Here is a 16619-nt window from a genome sequence, read left to right on the forward strand (position 1 = left end):
TTTCGACCGGGTGGTCGCTCACCAGAGCGTCACAGCAGGAAGTAGGTGGCCATGCCCAGGAAGGCCATGAAGCCGACCACGTCGGTGACGGTGGTCAATATCACCGACCCCGAGAGCGCCGGGTCGATGCCGGCCCGCTTGAGCAGCAGTGGAACGACGATGCCGGCGATGCCGGCGGCCAGCATGTTGATCACCAGGGCGGCGGCGATGATGGCACCGATGGCAACGCTGTCGAACCACACCACCGCCAGCACCGCCACCACCAGCGACCAGACCAGGCCGTTGATCGCGGCGATCCCCACCTCCTTGCGCAGCAGCCAGCTGCTGTTGGTGCGGCTGATCTGCCCCAGTGCCATGCCGCGGATGGCCAGGGTCAGGGTCTGGCTGCCGGCGATGCCTCCCATGCTGGCCACGATGGGCATCAGCACCGCCAGGGCGACGATCTTGTCCAGGGCGTCCTCGAAGCGACCGATCACCCAGGCGGCCAGGAAGGCGGTCACCAGGTTGATGCCCAGCCACACGGCGCGGCGCTTGGCGCTGGAAAAGATCGGAGCGAACAGGTCCTCCTCCTCGTCAAGGCCGGCCATGTTCATCAGCGCCTGTTCGGAGTCCTCGCGGATGACGTCGACGATGTCGTCGATGACGATACGCCCGAGCAACAGGCCGGACTCATCCACCACCGGCGCGGAGAGCAGGTCGTGGGTATGGAACAGCGTGGCCACGTCCCGGGACTTCATGTCGACGCGGATACTGTCGACCTCCCGGTCCATCAGGTCGGCCACCGCCATCTCGGGGTCGTGGCTAACCAGGCGGGCGATGGGCAGCACGCCGACGAAGCGGGCGTCACGGTCCACCACCATCAGCTGGTGGGTGTTGTCGGATACGGCCTCCTTCCAGCGCAGGAAGCGTGTCACCGTTTCCAGGCTGACGTCGGCGCGTACCGCGATGGTATCCAGTCGCATCAGGCGCCCGGCACTGTCCTCGTCGAAGGCGAGCGTCTCCTCCAGCCGCGTACGCTGAAGGGCGTCCATGGAGCGCAGCATGTCCTCGGCGACCTGCTGGGGCAGGTCCTCGAAGATCTCCGCCAGGTCGGTAGTGTCCAGGGCGGCGGCGGCGGCCACGATCTCCTCGTGGTCCATGTCGTCCAGCAGGGTACCGCGCACTGCGTCGTGGACGTGCAGCAGCACCTCACCATCGACTTCGGCAGGCACCCGCTGCCACAGTCGGACCCGGGCCGCCGGGGGCAGCGACTCCAGCAGCAGGGCGATCTCGGCGGGCTCCAGGTCGGCGATGACGGCATCGACGGCGTCCAGTCGTTCTTCGCCCATGGCGCGGTGGATCCGCGACAGGCGGTCCTCCAGGGTTTCTGTGGTATCGGCCATCAGGGTCTCCCTGGCGGTGGGCGGCGTCGTGTCGGGGCTGAGGCGCTGTTATACTCTGCGCCGCCTGCGACCGCCACTTCCGGAGATGCCATGTACTCCCTTGCCCGCTCGATCCTCTTTCGCCTCGATGCCGAGATCGCCCACGGCGTGGCCCTCAGGGGGCTCGACCTGGTCGGGCGCCTGGGGCTGGCGGGGCGCCTCGGCGGGGGCCGCGTGGAGGATCCAGTGGAGCTGATGGGGCTGCGCTTTCCCAATCGGGTGGGCCTGGCCGCCGGCCTCGACAAGAACGCCGATCACCTCGACGCCCTGGGGGCACTTGGCTTTGGTTTCGTCGAGGTGGGGACCGTGACCCCGAAGCCCCAGCCGGGTAACCCGCGGCCGCGGATCTTCCGGCTGCCTGAGGCCGGCGCCATCATCAATCGCATGGGCTTCAACAACGCCGGCGTCGACCACCTGGTCGAGAAGGTCAAGGCGAGCCGCTATGACGGCGTGATCGGCATCAACATCGGCAAGAACCTCACCACCCCGGTGGAGCAGGCGGTGGACGACTACCTGGCCTGTCTGTCCAGGGTGCATGCCCACGCCCACTACATCACCGTGAACATCTCCTCGCCCAACACCCCGGGCCTGCGCAACCTGCAGTTCGGCGAGCAGCTCGACGGGCTGCTCTCGGCGCTGCGCGAGGAGGGCAGCCGGCTCGACCGCGCCAGTGGTCGACGGGTGCCGCTGGCGGTGAAGATCGCCCCGGACATGGACGCCGAGGAGGTCGGTCTGGTGGCGCGCTGCCTGGCCAGCAACGGCATCGATGGGGTGATCGCCACTAACACCACCATCGCCCGCGACGCGGTGGCAGGACTGCCCAACGCCGAAGAGGCCGGCGGGCTGTCTGGCCGCCCGGTGTTCGAGGCCTCCAATGCGGTGATCCGTGAACTGCGCCGGCAGCTGCCCGAGATGCCGATCATCGGCGTGGGGGGCATCGACAGCGGCGAGGCGGCGCTCGCCAAGCGTGAGGCCGGCGCCGATCTGGTGCAGCTCTACTCGGGCTTTATCTATCGTGGCCCGGCCCTGGTGGGAGAGTGCGCCCGGGCGCTGAAGTCCCGGGCCGAGTGATGGCCGGGTGAAGGCGTCAAATACGCAAAAAGCCCGTGGTGAGTGCCACGGGCTCTATCGAATCGGGATCTCCATGAAGTCGAGATCTAGGGGTGAGAACCCGAAGGTAGGTAGGGGTTCACATCACCATGGGGTTCTTGTGAATTCCGGAGACACCCGTCATGCCGGACCATTGATCCCCACGACCTTCACGCCAACCGCTCATCCAGTATTCGCGTAGATTGATGTCCTGGCTCGGACAGTCGTCGCGAGAGCGACCCGAAACACCTGCCTTGTAGCCATGAATGTAGGCACGCTGGAAGCGATCACGTTTCTGTCGTTTCATTGGACTACCTCTTGAAAAGGTATCGATCTGGCAGACCCGAGCGCGAGGCCCAGGCCGTGCCCTAACGTGCCACGGGCGATTGTTGATTACCTAGCCCGTTGACAGGAAACGCATGCGTGTTTCAGTAGCTACTGGGGTATTGATAGCCCACTTCGAATGGCCTTGTCGACCCCCGATTTGTAACAACCCGTTCACCTGCCTGACAGGGTGGGCCCCAAGAATCTGCCAAGCGGTATCGACGCGATGACATCCCCACGACATGACGCCACGCTGGACCTCCTGGCCACCTGCCCCCAGGGGCTCGAGCTGCTGCTGTCCGAAGAACTCGCCGACCTGGGCGCCGAGCCCGGCAAGACCACGGTGGGCGGAGTCAACCTGCGCGCCGACCTGGCCGGCGCCTATCGTGCCTGCCTGTGGTCGCGGTTGGCCAACCGGGTAGTGCTCTGTCTGGCCCGCGAAGAGGGCATCGAGACCCCAGAGCAGCTGCGCGCCGCCGTGGCCGCCATCGACTGGTCGCGGCATCTGGCGCCGGGGGCAACACTGGCGGTGGACTTCCATGGTCGCTCCGAGGCGATCCGCCATACCCGCTTCGGCGCCCAGACGGTCAAGGACGGGGTGGTCGATCGCCTTCAGGCCGCCGGACTGGCGCGTCCCGATGTCGACCTGGCGTCGCCCGACCTGCGCCTCTACGCCCATCTGCACCGCGGGCGGTTGACCATCGGCGTGGACCTCTCCGGCGACAGCCTGCACCGCCGAGGCTACCGCCGCGACGTGGGCCATGCGCCGCTGAAGGAGAACCTGGCCGCGGCGCTGCTGGTGCGCGCCGGCTGGCCGGCCCTGGCCCGGGAAGGGGCGCCGCTGGTGGACCCGCTGTGTGGCGCCGGCACCTTGCTGATCGAGGCGGCCATGATGGCCGCCGACGTGGCCCCGGGGCTGACTCGGGAGCGGTTCGGCTTTCACGGCTGGGTAGGCCACGACGAGACGACCTGGCGCGAACTGAAACGCGAGGCCGGGGCGCGGGCGAGCATCGGCCGCAAGCGCTGCCGCTCGACCTTCCACGGCTTCGACCAGAGCCCCGCGGCGCTCGCCGCGGCCAAGGCCAACGCCATGCGCGCGGGCATCCCGGCGCTGATCGCGCTCACCGGCGGGGGCCTGGCCGAGCTGTCGCGCCCCGCGGGCCTGGACCTTGAGCCGCCTGGCCTGGTGATCACCAACCCGCCCTACGGCGAACGGCTCGGTGAGCTGCCGGAGCTGGTCGGTCTCTACGCGCGGCTGGGCGAGAGGGTGCGGGTGACCTTTCCCGGCTGGCGGCTGGCGGTCTTCACCGCCAACCCGGATCTCGGCCACCGTATCGGCCTGCGTGCCCACAAGCAGTATGCCCTGCGCAACGGCCCGCTCGAGGCCAAGCTGCTGCTGATGGAGGTACCCGAGGTCGAGGCGGATGCCTCCCGGGAGCCCGCCGCTCCGCGCCGCTCCGAGGGTGCGCAGATGTTTGCCAATCGGCTGGAGAAGAACCGCAAGCGCCTGAAGAAGTGGCTCAAGCAGAGCGGTGAGCGCTGCTATCGGCTCTACGACGCCGACATGCCGGAGTATGCCCTGGCCATCGACGTCTATGGCGAGCGGGTCCACGTGCAGGAGTATGCCGCCCCCCGCTCCATCGATGCCGGCCAGGCCCAGAAGCGTCTCTTCGAGGCGCTGGCGGTGATCCCCGAGGTGCTGGAGGTCGACCCGACGCGGGTGGTGGTCAAGCGCCGCGAGCGCCAGAGCGGCCGCGCCCAGTACCAGAAGCAGGGCGCCAGCGGCGAGCGCTTCGAGGTGTGCGAAGGCCGCGCCCGGCTGTGGGTCAACCTGCGCGACTACCTGGACACCGGCCTGTTCCTGGATCACCGCCCGGTGCGCCGGATGCTGGGCGAGATGGCGCCGGGCAAGCGCTTCCTCAACCTCTTCTGCTACACCGCCACCGCCACCGTGCAGGCGGCGCTGGGGTCGCGTGGCGCCGAGGGGATCGCCGGTGCCAGCGACAGCGTCAGCGTGGATCTCTCCAACACCTATCTGGAGTGGGCGCGGGACAACTTCGCCCTCAATGGGCTCGATCCCGGCCGCCACCGGGTGGTGCGCGACGACTGCCTGCGCTGGCTCGAGACGGCCGGGGCCGAGTTCGACCTGATTTTCATGGACCCGCCCACCTTCTCCAACTCCAAGAAGATGGAGGGGACCCTCGACGTGCAGCGTGACCACGGGCGCCTGGTGCGCCTGGCCATGGCACGGCTGGCGCCGAACGGCACCCTGGTCTTCTCCAACAACCAGCGCCGCTTCAAGCTGGACGCCGATCTGGCCGAGCACTACGCGGTGGAGGAGGTCTCGGCGAAGAGCTTCGACCCGGATTTTTCGAGGAATCCGGATCTCCACCATGTGTTCCTGATTCGCCACCGTGGGGAGGCGGCATGAGACCTTCGACCCGCTCTTTATTATCCACTCGTAACCCTGACCTGCACCATGTCTTCCTGATTCGCCACCGGGAGACGCCAGGAGACGCGGCATGATACGGCTGACGCTCTATACCACCCTGGGCTGCCATCTGTGCAGCCAGCTCGAGGGCCTGCTGGGCCACCTCTGTGCCGAGCCGGTGGCCCTCGATCGGGTCGAGATCAGCGAGGATGATGCCCTCATGGAGCGCTACGGGGTGCGTATCCCGGTGCTGGCGGATGGCGTGGGGCAGGAGCTTGACCGCGGCTTCGATGCGCCGCGTCTGGCGGCCTGGCTGGCCGAGCGAGAGTGGTTGAACGAGGCGGCCTGGGAGGCGCTTCGCCGCCAGCGGGAGGGCGAGGAGGCGCCCCGCGAGGTGAAGGGGGCACAGATGCGCGGCGGCCGGCGTTACCTGGGTTGACCCGGCTTCGCCGGGAGCTGGAAGAAAAACCTTGACACCGGGTTGGGTGGCAACAAACTGCCTTCCAGCTTCCAGCTTCCAGCTTCCAGCTTCCAGCTTCCAGCTTCCAGCTTCCAGCTTCCAGCTTCCAGCTTCCAGCTTCCAGCTTCCAGCTTCCAGCTCACCACTCACGACAGAAGAGACAGCTGGCTGACCGCTTCGCGTCCCTCCGGGCTGTTGTCCTCCACCTCCAGTACCTTGCGAAAGCCCCGGGAGGCCTGGATGGTGGCCTCGTCGGCCAGCCACATCAGCGCCTGGTCATGGTCGTCGGCCAGCTGGTGCTTGAGGCCGCCGAACTGGGTGCCGATCTGCCCCCAGGCGCGACTGAAGATCCAGTCGCTGAACATGTCCTGGTGGATGTGCACCAGCACATAGTCATGGTCGGTTTCCCAGCGGACGATCATCAAGGCTCCTGGCGTGCAGAGGCTCCCCGTGGCGGCGGGGGAGTGGTAGGTTGGTGCGTATTGTAATCGTCTGAGAAGTGGGAACAAGAGACCATGCGAATCCTTGTCGATGCCGATGTGCCCGCCGCCGAGGCCTGCTTCGGTGCGCTGGGCGAGGTAGTGCGTCTGCCGGGGCGCGAGATCGACGCCGATGCCCTGCGCGACGTCGATGCCCTGGTGGTGCGCTCCATCACCCGGGTCGACGGGACGCTGCTCGCCGAGGCGAATCGGCTGCGCTTCGTCGGCACCTGTACCATCGGTACCGATCATATCGAGCTCGGCGAGTTGGCATCGCGCGGCATCGCCTTCGCCAGCGCCCCGGGCTGCAACGCCGAGGCGGTGGTGGACTACGTGCTGGGCAGCCTCTCGGCCATGGCCGAGCGCCAGGGCTGGCGGCTGGCCGAGCGCCGGGTGGGCGTGGTAGGCGTCGGCAATGTGGGCGGGCGCCTGCTGGGCCGCCTGACCGCCATGGGCGTCGGCTGCCTGGCCTGTGACCCGCCCCGGGTCGAGAAGGAGAGTGCCGAGGTGGAGAGCGCCGAGGGGCGGTCCCTGCCCGGCTTCGTCGACCTGGAGACCCTGATCGACGACTGCGATGTGCTCTGCCTGCACACCCCCCTGGTCCGCGAAGGCCCCCATGCCACTCATCACCTGCTGGGGGCCGAGACGGTCGCCGAACTGGCGCCCGGCACCGTGCTGCTCAACGCCGGGCGCGGCGACTGCGTGGATGGCGCCGCCCTGCGTCAGCGGCTGGCCGGGCAGGGCGATATCAGCGCGGTGCTCGACGTCTGGGAGCACGAACCGGCCATCGATCCTGCCTTGCGCGACCTGGCCGAGATCGCCACGCCGCATATCGCCGGCCACAGCCTGGACGGCAAGCGCCGCGGCACCCACCAGATCTATCGGGCGCTGTGCCGCGAGCTGGGTCTGCCCGCCCGGATGTCACTCGCCGACCTGCTGCCGCCCCCGCCGCTGCACCGCCTCGAGTTGGGCCCGGGCCTAGCCCTAGCCCCGGAAGAGGCCCTGCGGCTCTGCCTACGTGCCGTCCATGACGTGCGCCGGGACCACGACAGCCTGCTGCGCGAGAGCCGCCGGCAGGGCATGGCCAAGGGCTTCGACGCCTGCCGGGCGGCCTACCCCCTGCGCCGCGAGTTCGCCACCCTGGAGGTCGCCCTGGCGGAGGGAAACGACGAGCTGGCCGTCCTGCTGAGCGGCGCGGGTTTCCGAGTGAGCCGAGGCTGAGCTCACCTCTCTCGACGCATGATGCTCGGACGCAAGCGGGCCCGCCATTGGCGGGCCCGCTTGCGTATCGGTTGGCAGGAAGTTACTGCCGGTAGGCGGCTTCCTTGAGGGCGCGAATGCGATCGTCCAGCGGGGGGTGGCTGGCGAACAGACGCTCCATCAGCGACTTGGTCTGGCCCTTGGTGATGGCCATGGCGCGCAGGGTGTCCGGCATCTGGTCGGGCATCCCGGTCTCGGCCTTCAGGCGTGCCAGGGCGTTGATCATGGCGCCGGAGCCAGCAAGCTGCGCTCCGGCGGCGTCGGCGCGATACTCGCGGAAGCGCGAGAACCAGGCGACGATGGCCGAGGCGATGATGCCGAACACGATCTCGGCGACGATCACCACCGCGAAATAGCCCATGAAGCCGAGCCCGGCACCGTCGCTGCGGCTCTTCAGGAAGCCGTCGACCAGGTGGGCGACCACGCGGGCGAAGAACATCACGAAGGTGTTCACCACGCCCTGGATCAGCGCCAGGGTCACCATGTCGCCGTTGGCCACGTGGCCGATTTCGTGGGCCAGCACCGCGCGCACCTCCTCGGGACGCATGCGGTTGAGCAGGCCGGCGGAGACCGCCACCAGGGCATCATTCTTGTTCCAGCCCGTGGCGAAGGCGTTGGACTGCTGGGCGGGGAAGATGCCCACTTCCGGCGTCTTGATGCCGGCGTCACGTGAGAGCTCCTCGACGGTCTCCAGCAGCCACTTTTCGGTGGCATTGCTGGGCGTCTCGATGATCACGGTGCCGGTGCTGCGCTTGGCCATCCACTTGGAGATGAACAGCGAGATCATCGACCCGGCCATGCCGAAGATGAAGCAGAAGATCAGCAGACTGTTGAAGTTGATGCCCTGGGCGGTGAGATAGGGCTCCACCCCCAGCAGGCGCAAAGTGATGCTGGCGACGATGATGACGCCCAGATTGGTGCCCAGAAAGAGCAGGATTCTCATCATGTTGCGGTGTCTCCGGTGGTTATCACGAGCAGGGGTGTCTGGGAGAAGTGCCGCGCCGGGGCGCGGCATCCAGAAGCAGTGGCTTAGATACGGCCAGGGCGGGTGGGTTTCAAGCACTCGCTGCGCTCGCCCGGCGATGCGTTACTGGCGGTAGCGCGACAGGAAGCGGGCGAAGCGGTCCAGGGCGTCACCGAGTTGGTCGGCCCAGGGCAGAGTGACGATGCGCACGTGGTCCGGGTCCGGCCAGTTGAAGGCGGTGCCCTGCACCAGCAGGATCTTCTCCTGAAGCAGCAGGTCCAGCACCAGCTGCTGGTCGTCCTGGATGTTGAACACCTTGGGGTCGAGTCGCGGAAAGGCGTAGAGCGCCCCCCTGGGCTTGACGCAGCTCACCCCGGGGATGGCGTTGAGCCTCTCGAAGGTGATGTCGCGCTGGGCCAGCAGGCGCCCGCCGGGCAGGATCAGGTCGTTGATCGACTGATAGCCGCCGAGTGCGGTCTGGATGGCGTGCTGGGCCGGCACGTTGGCGCACAGGCGCATGGAGGCCAGCATGGTCAGCCCCTGGATGAAGTCGGCGGCGCGCTGCATGGCGATATGGCCCGAGAGAATCATCCAGCCGGAGCGAAAGCCGGCACAGCGGTAGCTCTTGGAGAGCCCGTTCATGGTCACCACCAGCTGGTCCTCGCCGGCCAGGGCCCCGGTGGAGACGTGCTCCACGTCATCGTAGAGGATCTTGTCGTAGATCTCGTCGGAGAACACCACCAGGTCATGCTGGCGGGCGATCTCCAGCAGCTCGCGCACCACCGCCGGCGGGTAGACGGCCCCGGTGGGGTTGTTGGGGTTGATGATCACGATCGCTCGGGTGTGGGCGGTCACCTTGTCGCGGATGTCATCCAGGTCCGGTGCCCAGTCGGCCTGCTCGTCGCACAGGTAGTGCACGGCGTGGCCGCCGGAGAGGTTGGCGGCGGCGGTCCATAGCGGGTAGTCCGGCGCCGGGATCAGCACCTCGTCGCCGTCGTTGAGCAGCGCCTGCATGGCCATCACGATCAGCTCGGAGACGCCGTTGCCGATATAGATGTCCTCGATGCCGACGCCAGGGATCTCCTTGCGCTGGCACTCCTGCATGATCGCCTTGCGCGCCGAGTAGAGCCCCTTGGAATCGCAGTAGCCCTGGGCGGTGGGCAGGTTGCGCATCACGTCCTGGAGGATCTCCTCCGGTGCCTCGAAGCCGAACGGCGCCGGGTTGCCGATGTTCAGCTTGAGGATGCGCTGGCCTTCCTCCTCCAGCCGCTTGGCGTGGTCGAGCACCGGGCCGCGGATGTCGTAGCAGACGTTGTGCAGCTTGTGCGATTTCCGGATCGGGGTGGTGTCCATGTCGTTGTCTATCCAGTGTCCAGGGCGGCGGGCAAGAGGGGATTATGCGGTGTCGTCGGTGGCGGCGTCATCCTCGGCGGGCGCCGGTTCCGGCGCCGGTTCCGGCGCTGGCTCCGGGATGGGCTCGGGGGGGATATCCGCCGGGGTCTCCAGGGTCAGCCGGCCGAGCTTGCCGCCGCGCAGCTCATGCAGCAGCACCTCGGCACCGCGGTGCAGGTCGACCTCGCCGCCGGGGCGCAGCCCGCCGCGCCGGGCGGCGATCTCGGCGAGTATCGCATGGCCGTCGAAGCCGGCCAGTGCCAGCAGGTCGACCCGCGCCGGGCCGTCGGCCTCGACGCGTTCCGACTCGGGGTTGGCCGTGTAGGCCGGCAGCGCCTTGAGCCGGTAGCGCGCAGTGAGCGCCTCGGGATAGCGGCGGGCCAGCTCGGCGGCGGTGACCACCGCCACGTCCACGTAGTCGATGGCGGTATCGCGGATGGCGCCGCTGGCGGCCAGGCGGTAGGCGCTGGCCTGATCCTCGATCTTGGGCCACAGCACCCCGGGAGTATCGATCAGTGCCACGCGTCCGCCGATACGCACCTTCTGCTGGCGCTTGGTCACCGCGGGCTCGTTGCCGGTCTTGGCGATGCTCCTGCCGGCCAGGCCGTTGATCAGGGTCGACTTGCCGACGTTGGGGATGCCCATGACCATGACACGCACGTCGCGGTCGGCGCGCACGGCGCCGGCCAGCTCGTGGCACAGCTTGGGGATGCGCTTGAGCTCCCGGGCCTGGGTGGTGGTCACGGCCAGGGCGCGCGTGTCGGGCTGGGCGTCGAAGAAGGCCACCCACTCCCGGGTGCGCTCCGGGTCGGCCAGGTCGGCCCGCGACAGGAGCTTGAGCACCGGCTTGTGGCGAGTCAGCTCGGCGAGCATGGGGTTGGCGCTGGAATAGGGCAGGCGGGCGTCGAGGACCTCGATCACCACGTCGATCTCCGGCAGCGCCTCGGTGATCTGGCGGCGCGCCTTGTTCATGTGTCCCGGGTACCAGCCGAGCATGGGGGCCTCACTTGATTCAGCCAATAGAACGGCCGCCCATCTTACCAGAAGGGCGGCCGCGGCAGGATGAGGCGGGTGACGTCTCGCCGTCGTGCTATTCCCCGGAGTGAAAGTCGATGGCCACCGAGTTGATGCAGTAGCGCCGCCCGGTGGTCTCCGGCGGGCCGTCGGGAAAAACGTGACCCAGGTGGGCGTCGCAGTGGGCGCAGATCACCTCGGTACGTTGCATCCCATGGGATGCGTCCTGTCGCTCCTCGACGTTGTGCTGGCCCAGCGGGCGGTCGAAGCTCGGCCAGCCGCAGCCGGCGTCGAACTTGTGCTCGTTCTCGAACAGCGGGGCATTGCAGCAGACGCAATGGTAGATGCCGTGCTCGTCGCTGACCCGGTAGTTACCGCTGAAGGGCGGCTCGGTGCCCTGCTCACGGGTGACCCGATACTGCTCGGGAGTCAGCTGCTGGCGCCACTCTGTCTCCTGCTTGACGATCTTGTTGCGCATGGCGTGCCTCCTCATTGGTCTGCCTCAGAGCGTTCCACTCGCTCTATCTACCTGGGTCCGTTGTGCCTCAGACATTGAAGCGGAAGTGGATCACGTCGCCATCCTGAACAATATACTCCTTGCCCTCCAGACGCCACTTGCCGGCATCCTTGGCGCCCTGCTCGCCGCCCAGGCTCACGAAGTCGTCATAGGCGATGACCTCGGCGCGGATGAAGCCCTTCTGGAAGTCGGTGTGGATCACCCCGGCGGCCTCGGGGGCGGTGGCGCCCACCTTGACGGTCCAGGCGCGCACCTCCTTCACCCCGGCGGTGAAGTAGGTCTGCAGGCCGAGCAGGGCGTAACCGGCGCGGATCACCCGGTCGAGGCCTGGCTCCGCCATGCCCATCTCGTCGAGGAACATGGCGCGCTCCTCGTCCTCGAGCTCGGCGATCTCCGCCTCGAGCTGGTTGCACACCGGCACCACCACGGCGCCCTCGGCCTCGGCGATCTCACGCACCACGTCCAGGTAGGGGTTGGCCTCGAAGCCGTCCTCGTTGACGTTGGCAATGTACATGGTGGGCTTGAGGGTCAGGAAGCCGAAGCCCTTGAGCGCCTTCTCGTCGTCCTCGTCGAGGCCGAAGCTTCTCAGCGGCAGGCCCTCGGCCAGGTGCGGCTGGATGCGCTCGAGGATCGCCTTGGTGGCGATGGCCTCCTTGTCGCCGCCCTTGGCCACCCGCACCAGGCGCTGGATGGCGCGCTCCACGGTGTCCAGGTCGGCCAGGGCCAGCTCCATGTTGATGATCTCGATGTCCGCCTGCGGGTCCACCTGATTGGCGACATGAATGACGTTGTCGTTGTCGAAGCAGCGCACCACGTGGGCGATGGCCTGTGTCTCGCGGATGTTGGCCAGGAACTTGTTGCCCAGCCCCTCCCCCTTGGAGGCGCCCGCCACCAGGCCGGCGATGTCGACGAACTCCATGGTGGTGGGCAGTACCTTCTGCGGCTTGACGATCTCGGCCAGGGCGTCGAGGCGCGGATCGGGCATCGGCACGATGCCCACGTTGGGCTCGATGGTGCAGAAGGGGAAGTTCTCGGCGTCGATGCCGGACTTGGTGAGGGCGTTGAAGAGGGTCGACTTGCCGACGTTGGGCAGGCCGACGATACCGCAGTTGAAACCCATAGTCTGTTCCTGAGAATTCTGTGCCGAGAGGAAGGAAAAGTTGGCGCCATTGTAAGGGATGGGGCAATCATCAGCTATAAGCGGGAAGAGCGCCGCTGCGCGGCTGGAAGCTTGAAGAAAAACCCTGCCCCGAGGTTGGCGGATCATGGCTGGCCTCCAGCTTCCAGCTAGTTTTTTCGCCTCAGGCGGAAAAGCTGTGCAGCCGGTTCATGGCCTTGACCCAGTCACCGGCAAGCGCCAGTGGCAGGCTAGCCAGGCACTCGTCGATGGCGTCTTCGATAGCGGCGTGTTCGGCCTTGCCGGGGCGACCCAGTACGTAGTGGGTCACCTGTTTCGCATCGCCCGGATGACCGATGCCGAGGCGCAAGCGGTGGAAACCACGCTCGTTGCCGAGCGCGCTGACGATGTCGCGCAGCCCGTTGTGGCCACCGTGGCCGCCGCCGGTCTTGTAGCGGGCGGTGCCGGGGGCGATGTCGAGCTCGTCGTGGGCCACCAGCAGCTCGTCGGGGACGATCTTGTAGAACTGGCAGAGCGCCGCTACGGCGCCACCGCTGCGGTTCATGAAGGTCGTCGGGTTGAGCAGGTGGATGTCCTGGCCCTCCAGCTGGACCCTGGCGTAGCGGCCGAGGAGCTTGCGGTCGGGGCGCAGTTCTGCCCCTGCGCGGCGCGCTACCGCCTCCACCAGCCAGGCGCCGGCATTGTGACGGGTGGCCTCATAGTCGGCGCCGGGATTGCCCAGCCCGATGATCGCTCTGACCTGACTCATGGCTGCTGTCTCCAAAAAAAATCAAGCGCCGGGGCGCTTGATCGTAACCGTTAGGGGCCGCGACGCGCACGGCCCCCGGACGGTGAGAAGGACGCGGTGAGGATTACGCCTCACCGCCTTCCTCGCCTTCCTCGCCCTCGGCGGCTTCGCCTTCGTCGCCACCGCGAACCTTGGGCTTGGTGACGCTGAGCACGGCGTTGTCGTGGTCCTCGCCATGGGTCAGGTCGACCAGGGTCACGCCGGCCGGCAACTTGAGGTCGGAGAGGTGCAGGGTGGTGCCCAGCTCGACCTCGGAGATGTCCACTTCCAGGAAGTCGGGCAGGTCCTTCGGCAGGCAGCTGATCTGAACTTCGTTGGCCAGCACGTGCAGCTCGCCCTCGTTATCCTTGATCGGCTTGGAGTTCTCCTCGCCCACCACGTGCAGCGGCACGTTGATGGTGATCTCGTGGGTGGCATCCACGCGCAGGAAGTCGGCATGGGTGATCAGCGGCTTGAAGGGGTGACGCTGCATATCACGCACCACCACCTGCTCGCTCTTGCCGTCGACGACCAGGTCGATCACGGAGGAGAAGAAGGACTCGCTCTCGACGGCCTTGTAGAAGGCGGACTTCTCCACGGAGATCGGCTGGGGGGCGGACTCGCCACCGTAGACGATGGCCGGCACCTGAAGGTTCTCACGACGCAGGCGGCGGCTCGCACCTTTCCCCAGGTCGTTACGAACGCTGGCTGTAAGGGTAAAATCAGACATGGTATTGCCTCTTCATTGGAGTAAGGAAGGCGCCGCGGCCCGCGACCTGACCGTGACGCTTCCAATTGCCCCGCAGGGCGCTTTCCGGCGCCTGTTCCCGAGCCCCCGAGCATGGCGCTCGGGGCCCGTCTCGGTGGAACGCTTAATGGAACATGGCGCTGACGGATTCTTCGTTGCTCACTCGACGGATCGCCTCGGCGATCAGGCCGGCCACGCTGAGCTGGCGGATATGGCCGCAGCGGCGGGCGCTGTCGGAGAGCGGAATGGTATCGGTGACCACTACCTCGTCGAGTACCGAGCCGACGATGTTGTCCACCGCGGGCCCCGAGAGGATCGGATGGGTGGCGTAGGCCACGACGCGCAGGGCGCCGTGGTCCTTGAGGGCCTCGCCGGCCTTGCACAGGGTGCCGGCGGTATCGATCATGTCGTCCACCACCACGCAGTTGCGCCCCTCGATCTCGCCGATGATGTGCATCACCTGGGCCTGGTTGGCCTGGGGGCGGCGCTTGTCGATGATAGCGAGATCGGCGTTGAGCTGCTTGGCGATGGCCCGGGCGCGAACCACGCCGCCGACGTCGGGGGAGACCACCACCAGGTTCTCGTAGTTCTGGCGCTCGATGTCATCGAGCAGGATCGGCGAGCCGTAGACGTTGTCCACCGGCACGTCGAAGAAGCCCTGGATCTGGTCGGCATGCAGGTCCATGGTCATCACCCGGTCGACGCCGGCCTTGACCATCATGTCGGCGACGATCTTGGCCGAAATCGGCACGCGAGCGGAGCGCACGCGACGATCCTGGCGGGCGTAACCGTAGTAGGGCACCACGGCGGTGATCCTGGTGGCCGAGGCACGACGCAGGGCGTCGATCATCAGGATCAGCTCCATCAGGTTGTCATTGGTCGGCGCACAGGTGGACTGCAGGACGAAGACATCCTTGCCGCGCACGTTCTCGTTGATCTCTACCGCGATCTCGCCGTCGCTGAACTGACCGACCGTGGCGTTGCCCATGCGGGTGTCCAGACTCTCGGCGATCTTTCGGGCGAGTTCCGGATTGGCGTTCCCGGCGAAAACCATCAATTTTGACACGCGCAGCCACCTATGCAGGGTTGGGTCATCGGGTGTCGATGGGGGCGCCACCGCCCGGGCGGGGCTCATCGACCCAGAACATCATGGAGGGGAGAGCGATTCAGTCCGCGGGCCTTGAAGGCCTGCCAGCGCCCGGCGATCTCGGCGAGCAGCCGGTCGGCGTCGGATTCGCGGGCCAGGCGGGCAAAGACGCAGGCGCCGGTGCCGGTCAGCAGGGCTGGTGCCCTCGACGACAACCAGTCGAGCACCTCTGCCACGGGCGGGTAGAGGACCCTGACCGTGCCCTCGCAGTCGTTACACCAGCTCGACGCTCCCCCCTGAAGAGCGCGCGCCATGGTAATCGGGGGGGTGTTGCGTGTCAATTCGTCGGCCCCGAACACCGCCGGGGTGGAGACCGCCACGCCGGGGTGGATCACCACGAACCAGGGCGTGTCGAGGGCCACCGGGGTGAGGCGTTCGCCGACCCCTTCCCCCCAGGCGGCATGGCCGCGCACGAACACCGGCACGTCGGCGCCCAGGGTGAGTCCCAGCTCGGCCAGGCGGTCAAGCGACAGGCCCAGGCCCCACAGGGCGTCGAGGCCGAGCAGCGCGGTGGCGGCGTCACTGCTGCCTCCGCCCAGGCCGCCGCCCAGCGGCAGGCGCTTCTCCAGGTGGATCTCGGCGCCCAGCCGGTGGCCGTTCTCGGCCTGAAGCAGGCGGGCGGCACGCAGGATCAGGTTCTCCTCCATGGCCACCCCGGGGATCTCCGGGGCCAGGTGGATCTCGCCGTCATCGCGGCGATGGAAGCGTAGGGTGTCGCCATGGTCGAGGAACTGGAACAGGGTCTGCAGCTCGTGATAGCCGTCCGGACGACGGCCGACAATATGCAGCAGGCGGTTGAGCTTGGCCGGTGCTGGCAAGGTCAGGGTTGCATCAGTCATCTGCTCAGTCATCGACGACGGGGCGCCAGTCGGTCACCACCAGGGTGACGCGCAGGTCGCCGTAGGTCATCACCAGCCGGCGCGGCAGCCACAGCGACTCGGCCAGGGTCCAGTCGCGGTAGTCGATCTCCCAGCCATCCTGTGCGAGCCGCAGGGGGAAGCCGAGATCATCCTCGTCCAGCTGATAGTCGCTGTCCGTGCCAGGCAGGCCGCGCACCCAGTCCTGCAGGGCGCCCACCGGCAGCGACCAGCCGAGCTGCTCCTCCATCAGTGCCTCGGGGGTCTCGGCCTCGAAACGGCCCTCGGAGGTGGTCAGCGAGAAGCGCCCCTCGCGGCCCTCCAGGGTGCTGCGGCCACTGCCGAAGGGGCCGCTGAGCAGCATCCGGTAGTAGTGGGGGTGCTGGCTCCAGTCCAGGTTGGCGCTGGTGCCGTCCTGGGAGGTGCGCAGTCCGACTCGGGCCGCGAGGATCCAGGTGTCCAGGGCCTCGATGCGCTCGGCCTGGGCCTGCCACTGGCCGGCGCTGCGCTCGCCATCCGGGGCGGGTGTGCGGCCGGCGCAGCCGGCCAGCAGCAGCAGGGCGAGCAGGGGGATCAGGGGTCTGGCAAGCAAGCGCGGTGTCATGGGGTCTC

17 protein-coding genes are annotated in these 16619 nt (G+C 67.6%); 4 read left to right on the top strand and 13 right to left on the bottom strand.

Going from position 1 to position 16619, the window contains the following annotated elements; genetic code table 11:
* Positions 1 to 29: 29 nt before the first annotated feature.
* Positions 30 to 1382, bottom strand: a complete 1353-nt coding sequence (gene mgtE, locus ACM26W_RS07055) for a magnesium transporter (RefSeq protein ID WP_416140121.1) — start codon at positions 1380 to 1382, stop codon at positions 30 to 32.
* Between the two features lie 90 nt (positions 1383 to 1472).
* On the opposite strand from mgtE, the gene ACM26W_RS07060 reads away from it, so the two are divergent.
* Positions 1473 to 2492, top strand: coding sequence for a quinone-dependent dihydroorotate dehydrogenase (locus ACM26W_RS07060; RefSeq protein ID WP_416140122.1), 1020 nt, complete (start codon positions 1473 to 1475; stop codon positions 2490 to 2492).
* A gap of 118 nt (positions 2493 to 2610) precedes the next feature.
* Here ACM26W_RS07060 and rmf read toward each other — a convergent pair whose 3' ends face one another.
* Positions 2611 to 2817: a ribosome modulation factor gene (gene rmf, locus ACM26W_RS07065; protein WP_183330499.1), complete on the bottom strand. Its 207-nt coding sequence runs from the start codon at positions 2815 to 2817 to the stop codon at positions 2611 to 2613.
* 243 nt (positions 2818 to 3060) lie between these two features.
* On the opposite strand from rmf, the gene rlmKL reads away from it, so the two are divergent.
* Together rlmKL and ACM26W_RS07075 are read left to right on the top strand one after the other, a co-directional pair.
* The gene (rlmKL, locus tag ACM26W_RS07070) at positions 3061 to 5265 is read left to right on the top strand and encodes a bifunctional 23S rRNA (guanine(2069)-N(7))-methyltransferase RlmK/23S rRNA (guanine(2445)-N(2))-methyltransferase RlmL (protein ID WP_416140123.1); all 2205 of its coding nucleotides are present in this window, start codon (positions 3061 to 3063) and stop codon (positions 5263 to 5265) included.
* 91 nt (positions 5266 to 5356) lie between these two features.
* Positions 5357 to 5704 (top strand): glutaredoxin family protein, encoded by a 348-nt coding sequence (locus ACM26W_RS07075; RefSeq protein ID WP_416140124.1) that lies wholly within the window; start codon positions 5357 to 5359, stop codon positions 5702 to 5704.
* A 167-nt stretch (positions 5705 to 5871) separates the two neighbouring features.
* On the opposite strand, the gene ACM26W_RS07080 is transcribed toward ACM26W_RS07075, so the two are convergent.
* Entirely contained in the window at positions 5872 to 6147 is a 276-nt protein-coding gene (locus ACM26W_RS07080; RefSeq protein ID WP_416140125.1) for a hypothetical protein, read from the bottom strand.
* A gap of 93 nt (positions 6148 to 6240) precedes the next feature.
* On the opposite strand from ACM26W_RS07080, the gene pdxB reads away from it, so the two are divergent.
* Positions 6241 to 7425, top strand: a complete 1185-nt coding sequence (gene pdxB, locus ACM26W_RS07085) for a 4-phosphoerythronate dehydrogenase PdxB (protein ID WP_416140126.1) — start codon at positions 6241 to 6243, stop codon at positions 7423 to 7425.
* A gap of 82 nt (positions 7426 to 7507) precedes the next feature.
* Here pdxB and htpX read toward each other — a convergent pair whose 3' ends face one another.
* The 10 genes from htpX to lolB form a co-directional block, all read right to left on the bottom strand.
* Positions 7508 to 8410 carry a protease HtpX gene (htpX, locus tag ACM26W_RS07090; RefSeq protein WP_416140127.1) on the bottom strand — a complete coding sequence of 301 codons (903 nt, stop codon included), beginning with the start codon at positions 8408 to 8410 and terminating at the stop codon, positions 7508 to 7510.
* Positions 8411 to 8551: 141 nt separating this feature from the next.
* Entirely contained in the window at positions 8552 to 9781 is a 1230-nt protein-coding gene (locus tag ACM26W_RS07095) for a pyridoxal phosphate-dependent aminotransferase (RefSeq protein WP_416140128.1), read from the bottom strand.
* Positions 9782 to 9823: 42 nt separating this feature from the next.
* Positions 9824 to 10816, bottom strand: a complete 993-nt coding sequence (gene ylqF / locus ACM26W_RS07100) for a ribosome biogenesis GTPase YlqF (protein ID WP_416140129.1) — start codon at positions 10814 to 10816, stop codon at positions 9824 to 9826.
* A 94-nt stretch (positions 10817 to 10910) separates the two neighbouring features.
* Positions 10911 to 11312 (bottom strand): peptide-methionine (R)-S-oxide reductase MsrB, encoded by a 402-nt coding sequence (msrB, locus tag ACM26W_RS07105; RefSeq protein ID WP_416140130.1) that lies wholly within the window; start codon positions 11310 to 11312, stop codon positions 10911 to 10913.
* Positions 11313 to 11379: 67 nt separating this feature from the next.
* Entirely contained in the window at positions 11380 to 12471 is a 1092-nt protein-coding gene (gene ychF, locus ACM26W_RS07110; protein ID WP_416140131.1) for a redox-regulated ATPase YchF, read from the bottom strand.
* 181 nt (positions 12472 to 12652) lie between these two features.
* Positions 12653 to 13237 carry an aminoacyl-tRNA hydrolase gene (pth, locus tag ACM26W_RS07115; protein WP_416140132.1) on the bottom strand — a complete coding sequence of 195 codons (585 nt, stop codon included), beginning with the start codon at positions 13235 to 13237 and terminating at the stop codon, positions 12653 to 12655.
* 103 nt (positions 13238 to 13340) lie between these two features.
* A complete protein-coding gene (locus ACM26W_RS07120; protein ID WP_416140133.1) occupies positions 13341 to 13985 on the bottom strand; it encodes a 50S ribosomal protein L25/general stress protein Ctc in 645 nt (214 codons plus the stop codon).
* A 142-nt stretch (positions 13986 to 14127) separates the two neighbouring features.
* Positions 14128 to 15069 (bottom strand): ribose-phosphate pyrophosphokinase, encoded by a 942-nt coding sequence (locus tag ACM26W_RS07125; RefSeq protein WP_416140134.1) that lies wholly within the window; start codon positions 15067 to 15069, stop codon positions 14128 to 14130.
* 65 nt (positions 15070 to 15134) lie between these two features.
* Positions 15135 to 15989 (bottom strand): 4-(cytidine 5'-diphospho)-2-C-methyl-D-erythritol kinase, encoded by an 855-nt coding sequence (gene ispE, locus ACM26W_RS07130; RefSeq protein WP_416140135.1) that lies wholly within the window; start codon positions 15987 to 15989, stop codon positions 15135 to 15137.
* Positions 15990 to 15993: 4 nt separating this feature from the next.
* Positions 15994 to 16611 carry a lipoprotein insertase outer membrane protein LolB gene (gene lolB, locus ACM26W_RS07135; RefSeq protein WP_416140136.1) on the bottom strand — a complete coding sequence of 206 codons (618 nt, stop codon included), beginning with the start codon at positions 16609 to 16611 and terminating at the stop codon, positions 15994 to 15996.
* Positions 16612 to 16619 lie beyond the last annotated feature (8 nt).

The sequence above is a fragment of the Halomonas sp. HK25 genome (genome assembly GCF_047795635.1).
GTDB lineage: Bacteria > Pseudomonadota > Gammaproteobacteria > Pseudomonadales > Halomonadaceae > Halomonas.